At 67.1% G+C, this 16,279-nt stretch carries 12 protein-coding genes and 1 tRNA gene; 12 read left to right on the forward strand and 1 reads right to left on the reverse strand.

What is annotated here, in order from left to right:
* The first annotated feature begins 14 nt into the window (after positions 1 to 14).
* The 11 genes from hisI to pyk all read left to right on the forward strand — a co-directional run bounded on the left by hisI (position 15) and on the right by pyk (position 15,177).
* Positions 15 to 410, forward strand: a complete 396-nt coding sequence (gene hisI / locus ACN9M4_RS08660; RefSeq protein ID WP_426303121.1) for a phosphoribosyl-AMP cyclohydrolase — start codon at positions 15 to 17, stop codon at positions 408 to 410.
* Between the two features lie 48 nt (positions 411 to 458).
* Entirely contained in the window at positions 459 to 2,060 is a 1,602-nt protein-coding gene (locus tag ACN9M4_RS08665) for an anthranilate synthase component I (protein ID WP_426303122.1), read from the forward strand.
* Positions 2,057 to 2,674, forward strand: a complete 618-nt coding sequence (locus ACN9M4_RS08670; protein WP_426303123.1) for a Trp biosynthesis-associated membrane protein — start codon at positions 2,057 to 2,059, stop codon at positions 2,672 to 2,674. Before ACN9M4_RS08665 ends, ACN9M4_RS08670 begins: the two co-directional genes overlap by 4 nt.
* Positions 2,675 to 2,762: 88 nt before the next feature.
* Positions 2,763 to 3,035 (forward strand): HGxxPAAW family protein, encoded by a 273-nt coding sequence (locus ACN9M4_RS08675; RefSeq protein ID WP_426303124.1) that lies wholly within the window; start codon positions 2,763 to 2,765, stop codon positions 3,033 to 3,035.
* A 2-nt stretch (positions 3,036 to 3,037) separates the two neighbouring features.
* Complete coding sequence (gene trpC, locus ACN9M4_RS08680; RefSeq protein ID WP_426303125.1) at positions 3,038 to 3,856, forward strand: indole-3-glycerol phosphate synthase TrpC; 819 nt, start codon at positions 3,038 to 3,040, stop codon at positions 3,854 to 3,856.
* A 71-nt stretch (positions 3,857 to 3,927) separates the two neighbouring features.
* Complete coding sequence (gene trpB / locus ACN9M4_RS08685; protein ID WP_426303126.1) at positions 3,928 to 5,298, forward strand: tryptophan synthase subunit beta; 1,371 nt, start codon at positions 3,928 to 3,930, stop codon at positions 5,296 to 5,298.
* Positions 5,298 to 6,110, forward strand: coding sequence for a tryptophan synthase subunit alpha (trpA, locus tag ACN9M4_RS08690; protein WP_426303127.1), 813 nt, complete (start codon positions 5,298 to 5,300; stop codon positions 6,108 to 6,110). The genes trpB and trpA overlap by 1 nt, the downstream gene beginning before the upstream one ends.
* Positions 6,111 to 6,172: 62 nt before the next feature.
* The gene (gene lgt, locus ACN9M4_RS08695; protein ID WP_426303128.1) at positions 6,173 to 7,306 is read left to right on the forward strand and encodes a prolipoprotein diacylglyceryl transferase; all 1,134 of its coding nucleotides are present in this window, start codon (positions 6,173 to 6,175) and stop codon (positions 7,304 to 7,306) included.
* A gap of 258 nt (positions 7,307 to 7,564) precedes the next feature.
* On the forward strand, positions 7,565 to 12,178 hold the full coding sequence (gene gltB / locus ACN9M4_RS08700; RefSeq protein ID WP_426303129.1) for a glutamate synthase large subunit: 4,614 nt from the start codon (positions 7,565 to 7,567) through the stop codon (positions 12,176 to 12,178).
* Positions 12,171 to 13,628 (forward strand): glutamate synthase subunit beta, encoded by a 1,458-nt coding sequence (locus ACN9M4_RS08705; RefSeq protein ID WP_426303130.1) that lies wholly within the window; start codon positions 12,171 to 12,173, stop codon positions 13,626 to 13,628. The genes gltB and ACN9M4_RS08705 overlap by 8 nt, the downstream gene beginning before the upstream one ends.
* 52 nt (positions 13,629 to 13,680) lie before the next feature.
* Positions 13,681 to 15,177 carry a pyruvate kinase gene (gene pyk, locus ACN9M4_RS08710; protein ID WP_426303131.1) on the forward strand — a complete coding sequence of 499 codons (1,497 nt, stop codon included), beginning with the start codon at positions 13,681 to 13,683 and terminating at the stop codon, positions 15,175 to 15,177.
* Between the two features lie 150 nt (positions 15,178 to 15,327).
* Here the strand turns inward: pyk and ACN9M4_RS08715 are convergent, their stop codons facing one another.
* Positions 15,328 to 15,933, reverse strand: coding sequence for an ANTAR domain-containing response regulator (locus tag ACN9M4_RS08715; protein ID WP_074587657.1), 606 nt, complete (start codon positions 15,931 to 15,933; stop codon positions 15,328 to 15,330).
* 184 nt (positions 15,934 to 16,117) lie between these two features.
* Here ACN9M4_RS08715 and ACN9M4_RS08720 point away from each other — a divergent pair.
* Positions 16,118 to 16,199 (forward strand) — tRNA-Leu (locus ACN9M4_RS08720).
* Positions 16,200 to 16,279 lie beyond the last annotated feature (80 nt).

A 16,279-nucleotide genomic window follows, 5' to 3' on the forward strand; every position in this document is an offset into this window, starting at 1 on the left:
CTAGACTTGATCCGATGTCTGATCAGCCAGTACCCAGCACCGCCCCTGCCGCAGGCCCCCTCCCTGAGGGAATCGCCGCTGCCCTGAAACGCGATCCTGCCGGCCTGGTGGCCGCCATCATCCAGCAGCATGACAGCGGCGAAGTGCTGATGTTGGGCTGGATGGACGACGAGGCCCTGCAGCGCACGCTGACCACCGGGCGCGTGACGTTCTACTCCCGTTCCCGCCAGGAGTACTGGCGCAAGGGAGACACGTCCGGGCACGTCCAATTCGTCAAGTCCGTCGCCCTGGACTGCGACGGCGACGCCCTGCTGGTCCGCGTCGACCAGGTTGGCGCGGCGTGCCACACCGGGACCCGGACCTGCTTTGACGGCCGGGACCTCGGCGCCGTCAGCAGCGCCCGCGCCTGAGCCATCCACCACCCGCCCCGACACTAGAAGAGCCGGAGAGAAACAGCCATGCAGGACCTTGGAATCATCAGCCCGGGCCTGGAGGAGTTCCGCGAACTCGCCGCACACAGCAGGGTCATTCCGGTCCGCCTGAAGGTGCTGGCCGACGCCGAAACCCCGATCGGACTCTACCGCAAGCTGGCCCAGGGCCAGCCGGGTACCTTCCTGATGGAATCGGCCGCCGTGGGCGGTGCCTGGTCCCGCTATTCGTTCATCGGCGCACGTTCCCGCGCCACCCTGACCAGCAAGGACGGCCAGGCGCACTGGATCGGCGAACCACCCGTGGGCGTGCCCGTTGACGGCAGCCCGGTCGACGCCGTCCGTGACACCGTGGCCGCGCTCCAGACCGAGCGCTTCCCGGGCCTGCCGCCGTTCACTTCCGGCCTGGTGGGCTTCCTCGGCTGGGAGACCGTACGCCACTGGGAGAAGCTGACCAGCCCGCCCGAAGACGACCTGCAGCTGCCGGAAATGGCGCTGAACCTCGTCACGGACATGGCCGTGCACGACAACATGGACGGCACCGTCCTGCTGATCGCCAACGCCATCAACTTCGACAACAGTTCGGAACGGGTCGACGAAGCCTGGCATGATGCCGTCGGCCGGGTGAAGGCCCTGCTCGAACGGATCAGCACGCCCGTGGAGCAGCCCGTCTCCGTGCTCCGCAGCGAGGCCCTCGACTTCGCTTCCAGCGTGCAGGAGCGATGGGACGAGCAGGAATACCTGAACGCCATCGACCGCGGCAAGGAAGCGATCGTGGACGGCGAGGTGTTCCAGGTGGTCATCTCCCGCCGCTTCGAGCTGGAATGCGCCGCCGACCCGCTGGACGTGTACCGCGTGCTGCGCAACACCAATCCGAGCCCCTACATGTACCTCTTCAGCCTCGAGGACGCGGACGGCCGTGCGTACACGATCGTCGGCTCGTCTCCGGAAGCCCTCGTCACGGTGAAGGACGGGGAGGTCATCACCCACCCGATCGCCGGTTCCCGACCCCGCGGCAAGACGGTGGAAGCGGACAAGGCGCTGGCCACCGAACTGCTCGCGGACCAGAAGGAACGTGCCGAGCACCTCATGCTGGTGGACCTGTCCCGCAACGACCTCTCGAAGGTCTGCGTCGCGGGCACCGTGGACGTCACCCAGTTCATGGAGGTCGAACGGTTCAGCCACATCATGCACTTGGTCTCCACAGTCGTCGGCGACCTCGCACCCGGTGCCACCGCGTACGACGTCCTGAAGGCAACGTTCCCCGCCGGCACCCTCTCCGGTGCGCCCAAGCCGCGGGCCCTGCGCCTGTTGGACGAACTCGAACCGCACCGTCGCGGAATCTACGGCGGCGTGGTGGGCTACCTGGACTTCGCCGGGGACATGGACATGGCCATCGCAATTCGCTCGGCCCTGCTGCGCGAAGGCCGTGCCTACGTGCAGGCCGGCGGCGGGATCGTCGCCGATTCCCACAAGCCTGCCGAGGCGCTGGAAACCGTGAACAAGGCAGCAGCGCCGCTGCGTGCCGTGCACACCGCCGGTTCCCTGCGCAACATCTCAGCTGAGTCGTTCGACGACGGCCGCAGCACCGGCGGAACCGGCGCCGGCGGCAGCGGAGCAAGCAACAAGTGAAGCCCGCAGACGCCCGCGACGCCGGAACGGAACGGCCCGTGAAGCCGCCGTTCTGGGCCCGCAAGGCAAACCTCGTCCTCGCCACGGCCGTATTCGCCCTGGCGGTGTTCGGCACCACGACCCAGAGCTGGATCGACGTCCGTCTCGACCCCGCGGCCGCCGCCAACGCGGACCTCCACGTCCAGGGCAGCAAGGCAGCCACCGCAGTAACCGCACTGGCCCTGGTGGCACTCGCCGGGGGACTGGCGGCCTCCATCGCCGGCCGGATCGCGCGCTGGATCATCGCCGCGCTGGTCCTGCTGGCTTCAGCCGGAATCATTGTCGCGGCGGCAACGGTCCTCGCCGATCCGCTCGGCGCCGCCCAAGGCACTATCGCTGCCAGCACCGGGATCTCCGGCGGCGACGCCGCGGCATCCGCCACGCCCTTCCCGGTCCTCGCCGTCGTGTCCGGGGCGCTCCTGGCCCTGTGCGCCCTGGTGCTGCCCGTGGCGGGCCGGTACTGGAAGGCACGGACCAAGTACGACCGTGGCAGCCAGGCCGCCCGCGGCGGCAGCGGCCCCGTCGACGAGATCGACAGCTGGGACAGCCTCTCGCGTGGCGAAGACCCGACGTAACGTCTGCGGGCCACGGCGCTGGCCGTGTCCCGGGCCCTGCCAATAAATGGCAGAATGTAAGCAGTATCCATCCTGAGGAGATTTCACAATGAGCAAAACCACCGTGTCCGCCAGCAAAGCCCCCGAAACCGCCGCCAGCCACAGCGACGCCATCGGCCACGGCAACAGCCCGGCTGCGTGGACCTGTGTGATTGTCATGCTCGTCGGGGCCCTCGTGTCCTCCATCGCTTTCGTCATCGCCAACACCCCCGTGTTCGTCGCCGGTGTTGTGGTCATGCTTGTCGGCCTGGTGGCCGGCTGGGCCATGCGCAAGGCCGGTTACGGCGTCGGCGGCAGCAAGCTGAAGAACGCCGGCCACTGACTGTGACCGTTCTTGATGACATCATCGCCGGTGTCAGGGAGGACATGGCTGCCCGCCAACGGCTGAGCAGCCTCGCCGAAGTCAAGGAACGTGCCGCGGCCGCGGCCCCGGCCCTCGACGCCTGGACCGCCCTGGGCGGCCCTGCGGCGCGGCGCGACGAACTGAAGGTCATCGCCGAGATCAAGCGGCGCAGTCCCTCCAAGGGCGACCTCGCCTCGATCGCCGATCCCGCGGCCCTGGCCGTGCAGTACGCCGACGGCGGTGCCTCCGTGATCAGCGTCCTCACCGAGGAACGCCGCTTCAACGGATCGCTCGCCGACCTGGACACCGTGCGTGCCGCCGTCGACATCCCGCTGCTCCGCAAGGACTTCACGGTCGACGAGTACCAGATCTGGGAAGCCCGGGCCCACGGCGCGGACCTGATCCTGCTGATCGTTGCGGCACTGTCCGACGCCCAGCTGCAGGAGTTCAGCGCGCTGAGCCATGAACTGGGCATGAACGTGCTGGTGGAAACCCACACGCCCGAGGAAATCGAGCGTGCCGCCGCAGCCCAGGCGCGCATCATCGGCGTGAACGTGCGCAACCTCAAGACGCTCGACGTCGACCGTTCCCTTTTCGCCTCGCTTGCCGGGAACATTCCGGCCGGCGCCGTCGTTGTGGCGGAGTCGGGCGTGCGGAACGCCGACGACGTCGCCCACTACGCGGGCAACGGCGCCCACGCGATCCTCGTGGGGGAGGCGCTGGTCAGCGACTCCACGCCCCGGGAACGCATTGCCGAATTCAAGGCGGCCGGCGCGGCCGCCATGGCTGTCAGCCGCTGACGCCAGCTCCCGGGCGGCCCTGCGCCGCCCGGGAGGACCCGAACCATCAACTGAACAGGACGGTGAGACCTTTGGTGGACGCACCAACATCCAAGCCGGAGCAGACTGCGGCCGACGCATTCCTGCAGGGCGGAGCTTCGCTGCGCAACGCAAGCGGGCCGTACTTCGGTTCCTACGGCGGACGCTGGATGCCGGAGTCGCTCATTGCGGCCCTGGACGAGGTGCAGGACACCTTCGAGAAGGCCAAGGCCGATCCCGAGTTCATTGCCCAGCTCAATGACCTGAACAAAAACTACTCGGGCCGTCCGTCCCTGCTCACCGAAGCCAAGCGCTTCTCAGAGCACGCCGGCGGTGCGCGGATCTTCCTCAAGCGCGAAGACCTCAACCACACCGGTTCGCACAAGATCAACAACGTCCTGGGCCAGGCCCTGCTCGCCAAGCGCATGGGCAAGACCCGGGTGATCGCCGAAACCGGCGCCGGCCAGCACGGCGTTGCCAGCGCCACCGCCGCAGCCCTGCTCGGCCTGGAATGCGTTGTTTACATGGGCGCCGAAGACTGCCGCCGGCAGGCCCTGAACGTGGCCCGAATGCAGCTCCTCGGCGCCACTGTCGTCCCGGTGACCAACGGCTCGCAGACCCTCAAGGACGCCATCAACGACGCCCTGCGCGACTGGGTCAGCAACGTCGAAAACACGCACTACCTGCTTGGCACCGCAGCCGGCGCCCACCCCTTCCCGGCCATGGTGCGCTTCTTCCACGAGGTCATTGGCGAGGAGGCCCGCGCCCAGATCCTGGACCAGACCGGCAAGCTGCCCGACGCCATCTGCGCCTGCATCGGCGGCGGATCCAACGCGATCGGCCTTTTCCACGCCTTCCTGGACGACTCCTCCGTGAAGATCTACGGCTTCGAGGCCGGCGGTGACGGCGTCGAGACCGGCCGGCACGCGGCGGCCATCACCCTGGGCCGGCCCGGCGTGCTGCACGGCGCGCGCTCCTACCTCATGCAGGACGAGGACGGCCAGACCGTCGAATCGCACTCGATCTCCGCCGGCCTGGACTACCCGAGCGTCGGCCCGGAGCACTCCTACCTCGCCGACATCGGCCGCGTCAGCTACGAACCCATTACGGACACCGAGGCCATGGACGCGTTCCGGCTCCTGTGCCGCACTGAGGGCATCCTGCCCGCGATCGAGTCCGCCCACGCCTTGGCCGGTGCCATCAAGGTGGGCCGGCGCCTCACCGAAGGCAAGGCCGATCCGTCCGAGGTCTCGATCATCGTGAACCTCTCCGGACGCGGCGACAAGGACGTCGAGACGGCGGCTGCCTGGTTCGACATGCTCGACGAAGACGGCAACGTCAAGGGCACCACACTTTCCACCCGCGCACCCAAGGGCCCCGCCGAGCGCACAGAGGAACAGCGCAGCACGGAGGAGCAGAACTGATGAGCGAGAACACCGTCAGCAAGTCCGCGGCCGCGATCGACCGCGCCAAGGCCGAGGGCCGCGCCGCCCTCATCGGCTACCTGCCCGCCGGCTACCCGGACGTACAGGCCAGCATCGACGCCGGCATCGCACTGGCCCGCAACGGCGCCGACCTCATTGAGATCGGCATCCCGTACTCGGATCCCGTCATGGACGGCCCCATCATCCAGGCAGCCACCACCGAAGCGATCGCCAACGGCTTCCGCGTGGCCAGCGTCTTCGACGTCGTTGCCGGCATCACCGCCGCCACCGATGCCGCCGTGCTGGTCATGACCTACTGGAACCCCGTCATGCGGATGGGCGTGGACGAATTTTCCCGCCGCCTCGCCGAAGCCGGGGGAGCGGGCCTCATCACGCCCGACCTGATCCCCGACGAGGCCTCCGAATGGTTCGAGGCCTCCGACAAGTACGGCCTGGACAGGGTGTTCCTCGTGGCTCCGTCGTCCACCCCCGAACGCCTGGAAATGACCGTCAAGGCAAGCCGCGGCTTCGTCTACGCGGTGTCCATCATGGGCATCACGGGCACCCGGCAGGCCGTCAGCGGCAGTGCCGAGAAGCTCGTGGCCGACACCCACGCCGCGGGCGCGGAACGGGTCTGCGTCGGCCTGGGCGTCTCCACCCCCGAGCACGTCCGCGAGATCGCAGCCTATGCCGACGGCGTGATCGTCGGCAGCGCACTGGTTGCGGCCGTGCGCGACGGCGGCGTGGACGCCGTCGGGAAGCTGACCAAGGACCTCAGCGCCGGCCTCCGCCGGGAAACCGCGCAGGCCTAGACCGGCAGCACCTATACGCTGGAAACTCAGCGCAGCCTCAGGAAAAGGAACAACTTAAGCACATGCAGAGTCTCCTCCACGCAGCAGCAGCGGCCCCACTGAGCATTCCCAGCCCGGGCTGGTCCGGATTCGACATCCCGCTGCCGTGGGGGACGCTGCGCATCCACGCTTACGCGCTGTGCATCCTGCTCGGCATCATTGTTGGCCTGTGGCTCACCTCCGTCCGCTGGAAGCGCCGCGGCGCGCCCGAGGGCAGCCTGTGGGACATCGCCATCTGGGCCATCCCCTTCGGGATCATCGGCGGCCGGCTCTACCACGTGTTTTCCTCGCCGGATGCGTACTTCGGCCCCGGCTTCGACGGCACGGGCGACCTGAGCCTGATCCCGCAGGTATGGCGCGGCGGCCTGGGCATCTGGGGCGCGGTGGTTCTCGGCGCCGTCGGTGCCTGGATCGGCTGCCGCCGTCTCGGACTCAAGCTGACCGCCTTCCTGGACGCGGCTGCCCCCGGGCTGCTGCTGGCCCAGGCCATCGGCCGTTGGGGCAACTGGTTCAACCAGGAACTCTTCGGCGGTCCCACCACCCTGCCGTGGGGCCTGCAGATCGACCCCGCCAGTCCGAACTTCCCGGCCGGCATGCCCGCCGACACCCTGTTCCACCCGACGTTCCTGTACGAATCGCTCTGGAACCTGGCCGGCGTCGGGATCCTGCTGCTCCTGGACCGCCGCTTCCACTTCCGCCGCGGCCGGCTGTTCTGGCTGTACGCGATGTACTACACCCTCGGCAGGGTCTGGATCGAGGCGTTGAGGATCGACGACGCCGAGCAGATCTCCTTGTTCGGGATCAGCACCCGCCTGAACGTATGGACCAGCATCTTCGTCTTCCTCGCGGCGCTCATCATCTTCGTCCTCCTCGGAATCCGGGCCGCGAAGACCCCGGATTCGGTGTACCTGACGGGACACGGACCGGACAGCGACGTGACCACTCTCACCGGTCATGATTCGGACAGTTCTGTCTCAGATAGTGGTTCGCGTGGTAATCTCCCGGAGAAGAACAGTGATCTGACCCACCCCGCAGCGCCCTCGGACGCAGACGGGAACGCCCCCTCGGACACCGCTCCGGAAGCTGCACAGCAGGCCGCCGGAAGCGCGGGGGAGGACGGGTCCGAATCCGGGCCGGACGCAGGCAGGGCCACCTAGCCGTCGACCCGCCCTGGGGCATCGGGCTACCGCCAAGAACCCCCGCCACAACGTCGTGGCACCTTCGTGACAACCGGGCAGCATACGATCGCCGCCAGGGTCAAGACGGGCCTGGGCCCATGCGTAACTCTTCGCTGCGCGTCGGTGGCTGGCCTACAATTTCAGTAATTCAGCGCTTTGTTGTGCCCGTCACACGGCAGACAAGGTGGGGCCAACGTTGTCCCTTCCATTCGCACGATCTCGAGGAAGGACGTCTTCATGACCCGTCTTCATCGCCCAAGCCAGACCGGAACGGTTGAGCCGCAGGGAGCAATCTCTCCCTTCAAGCGTTTCGCTGCGCTTCCGGAGGCCCGCGGCCTGTACAACCCGGAGCAGGAGAAGGACGCCTGCGGCCTGGCAATTATCGCCACGCTGCGTGGAGAGCCCGGCTACGACATCGTGGATGCGGCCCTGACCGCACTGCGCGCCCTCGAACACCGCGGCGCCGTCGGCGCTGACGAAGGAACCGGCGACGGCGCCGGCCTGCTGATGCAGATCCCGGACGAGTTCTTCCGCGCTGTCACCGAATTCGAACTGCCTGCCCCCGGCCAGTACGTGGTGGGCACCGCCTTCCTGCCGGCCGAAGGCCGTGAGGCGGACACCGCGAAGGCCGGCATCGAAGGTCTCGCCGCCGACGAGGGCCTGGTCGTCCTCGGCTGGCGCGAGGTCCCCGTCGTCGCCGACCTCGTCGGCGCCATGGCCCGGGCATGCATGCCGTACTTCGCCCAGCCGTTCCTTGCCTCCGCCACCGGTGAGGCCCTCGACCGCAACGAGCTGGACTCCCGCGCCTGGCGTATCCGCAAGCGCGCCCAGAACAAGTTCGGCGTGTACTTCCCCTCCCTGTCTTCGCGCACCATCGTGTACAAGGGCATGCTGACCACCGCGCAGCTCGAGCCCTTCTACCCGGACCTGTCCGACAAGCGCTTCAAGACCAAGCTGGCCATCGTCCACTCGCGCTTCTCCACGAACACCTTCCCGTCCTGGCCCCTGGCGCAGCCCTTCCGCACGATTGCGCACAACGGCGAAATCAACACCGTCAAGGGCAACCGGAACTGGATGCGTGCCCGCCAGTCGCAGCTGGCCAACCCGCTGCTGGGCGACTCGCCGGAAGAGCTGTACCCGATCTGTACCCCGGGTGCCTCCGACTCCGCGTCCTTCGACGAGGTGGCCGAGCTCCTGTGGCTCTCCGGCCGGCCCATCACGCACTCGATCATGATGATGATCCCGGAAGCCTGGGAAAACCACGCCACCATGGATCCGGCGCGCCGTGCCTTCTACGAGTACCACTCGCTGCTCATGGAGCCGTGGGATGGTCCCGCCGCCGTGTCCTTCACCGACGGCAACCTGGTGGGTGCCACCCTGGACCGCAACGGGCTGCGCCCGGGCCGCTACTGGATCACCGAGGACGGGCTGATCGTCTTCGCCTCCGAGGTCGGCGTGATCGACGTCGAACCGTCCAACGTGGTCAAGAAGGGCCGCGTCTCCCCGGGCAAGATGTTCCTTGTGGACACCGAGGCCGGCCGGATCATCGACGACGCCGAGGTCAAGGCCGAGGTGGCCGCCGCCAACCCGTGGGCCGAATGGCTCAAGGACAACCTGATCGACCTCAACGATCTTCCCGAGCGCGAGCACGTGCTGCACACCGCCGCGTCCGTGAACATCCGCCAGCGCACCTTCGGCTACACCACCGAAGAGCTGAAGATCCTGCTCGGCCCCATGGCCCGTACCGGTGCCGAACCGCTGGGTGCCATGGGTTCGGACACCCCGGTGGCCGTACTGTCCAAGCGCCCGCGCCTGCTGTTCGACTACTTCGTGCAGTCCTTCGCGCAGGTCACCAACCCGCCGCTGGATGCCATCCGCGAGGAACTGGTCACCTCCCTGAAATGCGCCATCGGCCCGAACGGCAACCTGCTCGACCTCGGTCAGGTCCGCCAGCCGCAGGTGTCCCTGCCGTTCCCCGTGATCAACAACGACCAGCTTGCCAAGATCGCGAACATCGAGAACGCCGACGGCGACAAGATCGCCATGAAGGTCCGCGGCCTTTACCGCCCCGAAGGCGGCGAAGCGGCCCTGCGTTCGCGCCTCACCGAAATCTGCGAGCAGGTTTCCGGCGCGATCAACCGCGGCGTGCAGTACATCGTGCTCTCCGACCGTGACTCGAACGCTCAGTGGGCCCCGATCCCGTCCCTGCTGCTGGTCAGCGCCGTGCACCACCACCTGCTGCGCAGTGCCAACCGCACCAAGACCGCCCTCGTGGTCGAGGCCGGCGACGTCCGCGAAACGCACCACGTTGCCGTCCTGGTCGGCTACGGCGCCTCCGCCGTGAACCCGTACCTGGCCATGGAGTCCGTTGAGCAGCTGATCAGCACCGGCGAGGTCGTGGGAGTCACTCCCGAGGACGGCGTCTACAACCTGATCAAGGGCCTCGGCAAGGGCGTCCTGAAGATCATGTCCAAGATGGGCATCTCCACCGTGGCCTCCTACACGGGTGCCCAGACCTTCGAAGCCCTGGGCCTGTCCCAGGAACTCGTGGATGAATTCTTCTCCGGCACGCACTCCCAGCTGGGCGGCGTGGGCCTGGACGTCATCGCGGCCGAAGTGTCGGCACGCCACCAGATGGCGTACCCGGAGGGCGGCATCGAGCAGCCGCACCGCCCGTTGCTTGGCGGCGGCGAGTACCAATGGCGCCGCGACGGCGAACCTCACCTCTTCAACCCGGAGACCGTGTTCCGCCTGCAGCACGCCACCCGTGAGCGCCGCTACGACATCTTCAAGTCCTACACCCAAGGCATTGATGACCAGTCGAAGAACCTGATGACCCTGCGCGGCCTGCTCAAGTTCAAGGACGGCCTGCGCCAGCCGGTGCCGCTCGAGGAAGTCGAGCCGGTCTCCAGCATCGTCAAGCGCTTCTCCACCGGTGCGATGAGCTACGGCTCCATCTCCAAGGAAGCCCACGAAACCCTTGCCATCGCCATGAACCGCCTGGGCGCCAAGTCCAACACCGGTGAAGGCGGCGAGGACGTGGACCGCCTGCTGGACCCGGAGCGCCGCTCTGCCATCAAGCAGATCGCCTCCGGCCGTTTCGGCGTGACCAGCCTGTACCTCACCAACGCCGAGGACATCCAGATCAAGATGGCCCAGGGCGCCAAGCCCGGCGAAGGCGGCCAGCTCATGGCCCAGAAGGTATACCCCTGGGTCGCCCGCACCCGGCACTCGACCCCCGGCGTCGGGCTCATTTCCCCGCCCCCGCACCACGACATCTACTCGATCGAGGACCTCGCGCAGCTCATCTACGATGCCAAGCGCGCGAATCCCTCGGCGAGGGTGCACGTGAAGCTGGTGTCCGAGGTCGGCATCGGCACGGTGGCTTCCGGCGTGACCAAGGCGAAGGCCGACGTCGTGCTGGTTTCCGGCCATGACGGCGGAACCGGCGCCTCGCCGCTGAACTCGCTCAAGCACGCGGGCGTCCCCTGGGAGCTCGGCCTCGCCGAGACCCAGCAGACCCTCATGCTCAACGGCCTGCGCGACCGCGTGGTGGTGCAGGTTGACGGCCAGCTCAAGACCGGCCGCGACGTCGTCATCGCCGCACTGCTGGGCGCCGAAGAGTACGGCTTCGCCACCGCCCCGCTGGTGGTTTCCGGCTGCATCATGATGCGCGTCTGCCACTTGGACACTTGCCCCGTGGGCGTTGCCACGCAGAACCCTGAGCTGCGTTCACGCTTCAACGGCAAGCCTGAATTCGTGGTCAACTTCTTCGAATTCCTCGCCGAGGAAGTGCGCGAACTGCTGGCCGAACTGGGCTTCCGCAGCCTCGAAGAGGCCATCGGCCACGCCGAGGTGCTCGACTCCCGTGAGGCGATCGACCACTGGAAGGCCGACGGACTGGACCTCGATCCGATCCTGCATGGCCTCGAGTTCGACGACGACGTGCCGCTGCGCAACCTTACCGGCCAGAACCACGAGCTGGACAAGCACTTCGACCAGCGGCTCATCACGATGGCCGCCGAGGCTCTCAGCGACCGTTCGCCGGTGAAGATCTCCCTCGATGTGATCAACACCGACCGCTCCGTGGGCACGATGCTCGGGCACGTGGTGACCAAGACATTCGGCACCGACGTGCTGGCAACGGACACCATCGACATCACGCTCAACGGCACCGCCGGCCAGTCCCTGGGCGCCTTCCTGCCCGCAGGCATCACCCTGCGCATGTTCGGCGACTCCAACGACTACGTCGGCAAGGGTCTCTCCGGCGGCCGCATCATCGTCCGCCCGGACCGCAACAACGTGTTCCAGGCCGAGCGGAACGTCATCGCGGGCAACGTGATCGGTTACGGTGCCACGAGCGGCGAACTGTTCCTGCGCGGCCAGGTGGGCGAACGCTTCCTGGTCCGCAACTCCGGTGCGACGGCCGTCGTCGAGGGAATCGGCGACCACGGCTGTGAGTACATGACCGGTGGCCAGACCCTGATCATCGGCCGCACCGGCCGCAACTTCGGCGCCGGCATGTCCGGCGGCACCGCCTACGTGCTGGACCTGCAGCCCGCACGCGTCAACAAGGAAGCCCTGGACACCGGCGAGCTCCAGCTCCTTGAACTTGACGCCGAGGACCGTGACATCGTGCACGGCCTGCTGGTCAAGCACCTCGAGGAAACCGAATCTGTCCTGGCCGGCCGCCTGCTCGAAAACTTCGACGACACGGCCGCCCGCATCACCAAGGTGCTGCCGCGCGACTACGCAGCAGTCCTGCAGACCCGTCTCTCCGCCATCGAAGAGGGCCTCGACCCCGACGGCGAAGAAGTCTGGTCCCGAATTCTGGAGGTAACCGGTGGCTGATCCACGCGGATTCTTGAAAGTCCGGCAGCGCGAAACGCAGCCACGCCGCCCCGTTCCCGTCCGCATCATGGACTGGAAGGAAGTGTACGAAGCCCAGGACAAGGGCGTGCTCAAGAGCCAGGCCGGCCGCTGCATGGACTGCGGCGTGCCGTTCTGCCACCAGGGCTGTCCGCTCGGGAACCTGATCCCCGAATGGAACGACCTCACGTGGCGCGGCAAGGGCGAAGAAGCCATCGAGCGCCTGCACGCCACGAACAACTTCCCGGAGTGGACCGGCCGCCTGTGCCCTGCCCCCTGCGAAGCGTCCTGCGTGCTGGGCATCAACCAGCCTGCGGTCACCATCAAGCAGGTGGAAGTCTCGATCATCGACGAGGCCTTCGAAAACGGCTGGGTCCAGCCCCTGCCGCCCACCCGCCTTTCCGGCAAGACCGTTGCGGTCGTCGGGTCCGGCCCTGCCGGCCTCGCCGCTGCCCAGCAGCTGACCCGCGTGGGCCACACCGTCGCCGTCTATGAGCGCGACGACAAGATCGGCGGCCTGCTGCGCTACGGCATCCCCGACTTCAAAATGGAGAAGGAACAGGTCGACCGCCGCATCGAGCAGATGAAGGCTGAAGGCACCCGCTTCCGCACCGGCGTGAACGTCGGCACCGACGTCACCTGGGAGCAGTTGCGCCGCCGCTACGACGCCGTCGTGATCGCCACCGGCGCCACAGTGCCGCGCGACCTCCCCATCCCGGGCCGCGAGCTTGAAGGCATCCACTTCGCCATGGACTACCTGGTTCCGGCCAACCGCGCCGTTGCCGGGGAGACCGTCGAGCACCAGATCGACGCCAGGGGCAAGCACGTAGTGATCCTGGGCGGCGGCGACACCGGCGCCGACTGCCTCGGCACGGCGCACCGCCATGGCGCCGCCTCCGTCACCACGCTGGCGATCGGCAAGCAGCCGCCGCTGGAACGTGCCGCGCACCAGCCGTGGCCGACCTTCCCCACGCTCTTTGAAGTGGCCAGTGCCCACGAAGAAGGCGGCGAACGCACCTACCTGGCCTCCACAGTCGGGTTCGTCGGCGAGAACGGCAGGCTCACCGGCGTCAAGGTCGCCGAAACCGAGTTCGTGGATGGCAAGCGCCTGCCCAAGGCGGGCACCGAGCGCGTCATCCCGGCCGACCTGGTCTTCCTCAGCCTCGGCTTCACGGGGGCAGAGCCGGCCGGCATCACCGAACAGGTGCACGCCGAGTTCGACGGCCGCGGAAACGTGGCCCGGGACGGCTACTACATGACCAACACCGAAGGTGTCTTCGTTGCCGGTGACGCCGGCCGCGGACAGTCCCTCATCGTCTGGGCCATCGCCGAGGGACGCGCCTGCGCGGCCGCCGTCGACAAGCACCTCATGGGAAGCACCATCCTCCCGGCACCTGTCGCTCCCACGGACCGGGCGATCTCCGTCCTGTAGGCACCGCAAGTTCCCCATCCACATCCAGCAGCACAATTACTAGGGTAGGTATATGAGACGCGCGAAAATCGTGGCAACCTTCGGCCCGGCCATCTCCAGCTTCGACAACACCCTTGCGGTGCTCGAGGCCGGCGTCGATGTCGCCCGGATGAACATGAGCCATGGCGACTACTCCGTTCACGACAACACTTACGAGAACGTCCGCAAGGCCTCCGCCCAGTTGCACAAGCCGGTCGCCATCATGGCGGACCTGCAGGGACCGAAGATCCGCCTGGGCCGCTTCGTTGACGGCCCGCACGCCCTCGAGGTCGGTGACACTTTCACCATCACCACCGAGGACGTCCCCGGCACCAAGGAAATCTGCTCCACCACGCTGAAGAGCCTTACCGAAGACGTCAAGGTCGGAGACACCCTCCTGATCGACGACGGCAAGGTCTCCTTGCGTGCGACCGCGGTTGACGACGTCAAGGTCGTCGCCACCGTCACCGTGGGCGGCATGGTCTCCAACAACAAGGGCATCAACCTGCCCGGCGTCGCCGTCAACGTCCCCGCACTGAGCGAAAAGGACGAGGACGACCTCCGCTGGGCCATCAAGCGCGGCGTCGACCTCGTGGCGCTCTCCTTCGTCCGCGACGCATCCGACATCAAGCGCGTCCACGAGATCATGGACGAAGAAGGCCGCCGCGTTCCGGTGATCGCCAAGATCGAAAAGCCGCAGGCCGTGGAGCAGCTGCACGAGATCATCGACGCGTTCGACGCGATCATGGTTGCGCGTGGCGACCTCGGCGTCGAACTGCCGCTCGAAGAGGTGCCGATCGTCCAGAAGCGTGCCATCGAACTGGCCCGCCGCTGGGCCAAGCCGGTCATCGTGGCCACCCAGGTCCTCGAATCCATGATCGACAACCCGCGCCCCACCCGTGCCGAGGCGTCCGACTGCGCCAACGCCGTGCTCGACGGTGCCGACGCCGTTATGCTCTCCGGTGAGACCAGCGTGGGCAAGTACCCGATCGAGACCGTCAAGACCATGGCGCGCATCATCGAGTCCACCGAAGAGCACGGCCTCGAGCGCGTTCCTCCGCTGGGCACCAAGCCCAAGACCCGTGGTGGCGCAATCACCCGGGCCGCCGTCGAAATCGCCGACCAGCTGGAAGCGAAGTACATCTGTACCTTCACCCAGTCCGGCGACTCCGCCCGCCGCCTGTCCCGCCTGCGCCCGATCAAGCCGGTCTTCGCCTTCACCCCCGTGGAGCACGTGTGGAACCAGCTGGCCCTCACCTGGGGCATCCAGCCGGTGCTGGTCTCCACCGTGGACCACACCGACGCCATGACCGCACAGGTTGACCGCAGCCTGCTGGACATGAAGCTCGTCGAGAACGGCGACCTCGTGGTCATTGCTGCCGGTTCGCCTCCCGGACAGGCCGGTTCCACCAACTCGCTGAAGGTGCACAAGGTCGGTGACCTTGCCGACACTTCGAAGGCAAGCGCGGAGCGCAAGGAAAAGCTCGGCCCGTGGCCGGAAAAGAAGAAGAGGAAGCCGGCCAAGGCCTGATCTTCTTGTTCGACAGCAAAGGAGGCTCCCGCCGTTTGGCGGGAGCCTCCTTTGCTGTCTCGGTGTCAGTACCCCGGCGGGCAGCCGCGGGTACGCGCAAGGGGCGACCGGCCGCCGTCGTGCAGTTCCGGTCGCCCCTCGCGGGAAACGCTAGTTGACCTGGTTGATGATGGTCTCGGCCACCTCGCGCATGCTCAGGCGGCGGTCCATGGAGGTCTTCTGGATCCACCGGAAGGCTTCCGGTTCGGTCAGACCCATCTTGGTGGTCAGCAGGCTCTTGGCGCGCTCCACCAGCTTGCGGGTGGCGAACTGCTCCTGGAGGTCGGACACCTCGCTCTCCAGCGCCTTGATTTCCTCGTGGCGGGAGAGTGCGATTTCGATCGCGGGGATGAGGTCGGCCGGGGTGAAGGGCTTGACCACGTAGGCCATGGCGCCGGCGTCGCGGGCACGCTCCACGAGTTCCTTCTGGCTGAAAGCGGTCAGCAGCACCACGGGGGCAATGCGGGCCTTGACGATCTTTTCGGCTGCGGAGATGCCGTCCATGACAGGCATCTTGACGTCCATAAGCACGAGGTCGGGTGTGAGCTCCTCGGCCAGTTCCACGGCCTTCTCGCCGTTGTCCGCTTCTCCGACGACGTCGAAACCTTCGCCCTTCAGGATTTCGATGATGTCCAAGCGGATGAGGGTCTCATCTTCTGCGACAACAACGCGGCGGGCAGGCTGGGAGGCGGGCTTGGATTCCGTCTGTTCTGACACAGGATCTCCTTGGGGGGTACGGCGGGTTCTCCACCATCTTAGTTGCCCGGGTTCGTGCGTATGATTTATTGCTCGGCCGGGTCGGTTCTGAGATTCAGACTATCTGCATGTAGAGTAGTTTCGCGCACTCCGACAGGGGCGATGACGCGGAGGTTCTCCAGTCGTTACTTGTTGAGTGTTCCGCGCCCGAGTGGCGGAATTGGCAGACGCGCCGCACTCAAAATGCGGTATCGAAAGGTGTGTGGGTTCGAGTCCCACCTCGGGCACGTGTTTTCCCAGGTCAGAGGCGGGTTTCTCTGAAATTGAGGCCCTTCCGTGTGCACAATGTGCACGCTCTTGCCTCTGG

It is taken from the genome of Arthrobacter sp. R-11 (assembly GCF_049913155.1).
Taxonomy (GTDB): domain Bacteria; phylum Actinomycetota; class Actinomycetes; order Actinomycetales; family Micrococcaceae; genus Arthrobacter.

Bases quoted from the DNA above. Each gene is read 5' to 3' on its own strand.
- hisI (WP_426303121.1), top strand. From the start codon at position 15: ATGTCTGATCAGCCAGTACCCAGCACCGCCCCTGCCGCAGGCCCCCTC.
- ACN9M4_RS08665 (WP_426303122.1), top strand. From the start codon at position 459: ATGCAGGACCTTGGAATCATCAGCCCGGGCCTGGAGGAGTTCCGCGAA.
- ACN9M4_RS08675 (WP_426303124.1), top strand. From the start codon at position 2,763: ATGAGCAAAACCACCGTGTCCGCCAGCAAAGCCCCCGAAACCGCCGCC.
- trpA (WP_426303127.1), top strand. From the start codon at position 5,298: ATGAGCGAGAACACCGTCAGCAAGTCCGCGGCCGCGATCGACCGCGCC.
- lgt (WP_426303128.1), top strand. From the start codon at position 6,173: ATGCAGAGTCTCCTCCACGCAGCAGCAGCGGCCCCACTGAGCATTCCC.
- gltB (WP_426303129.1), top strand. From the start codon at position 7,565: ATGACCCGTCTTCATCGCCCAAGCCAGACCGGAACGGTTGAGCCGCAG.
- pyk (WP_426303131.1), top strand. From the start codon at position 13,681: ATGAGACGCGCGAAAATCGTGGCAACCTTCGGCCCGGCCATCTCCAGC.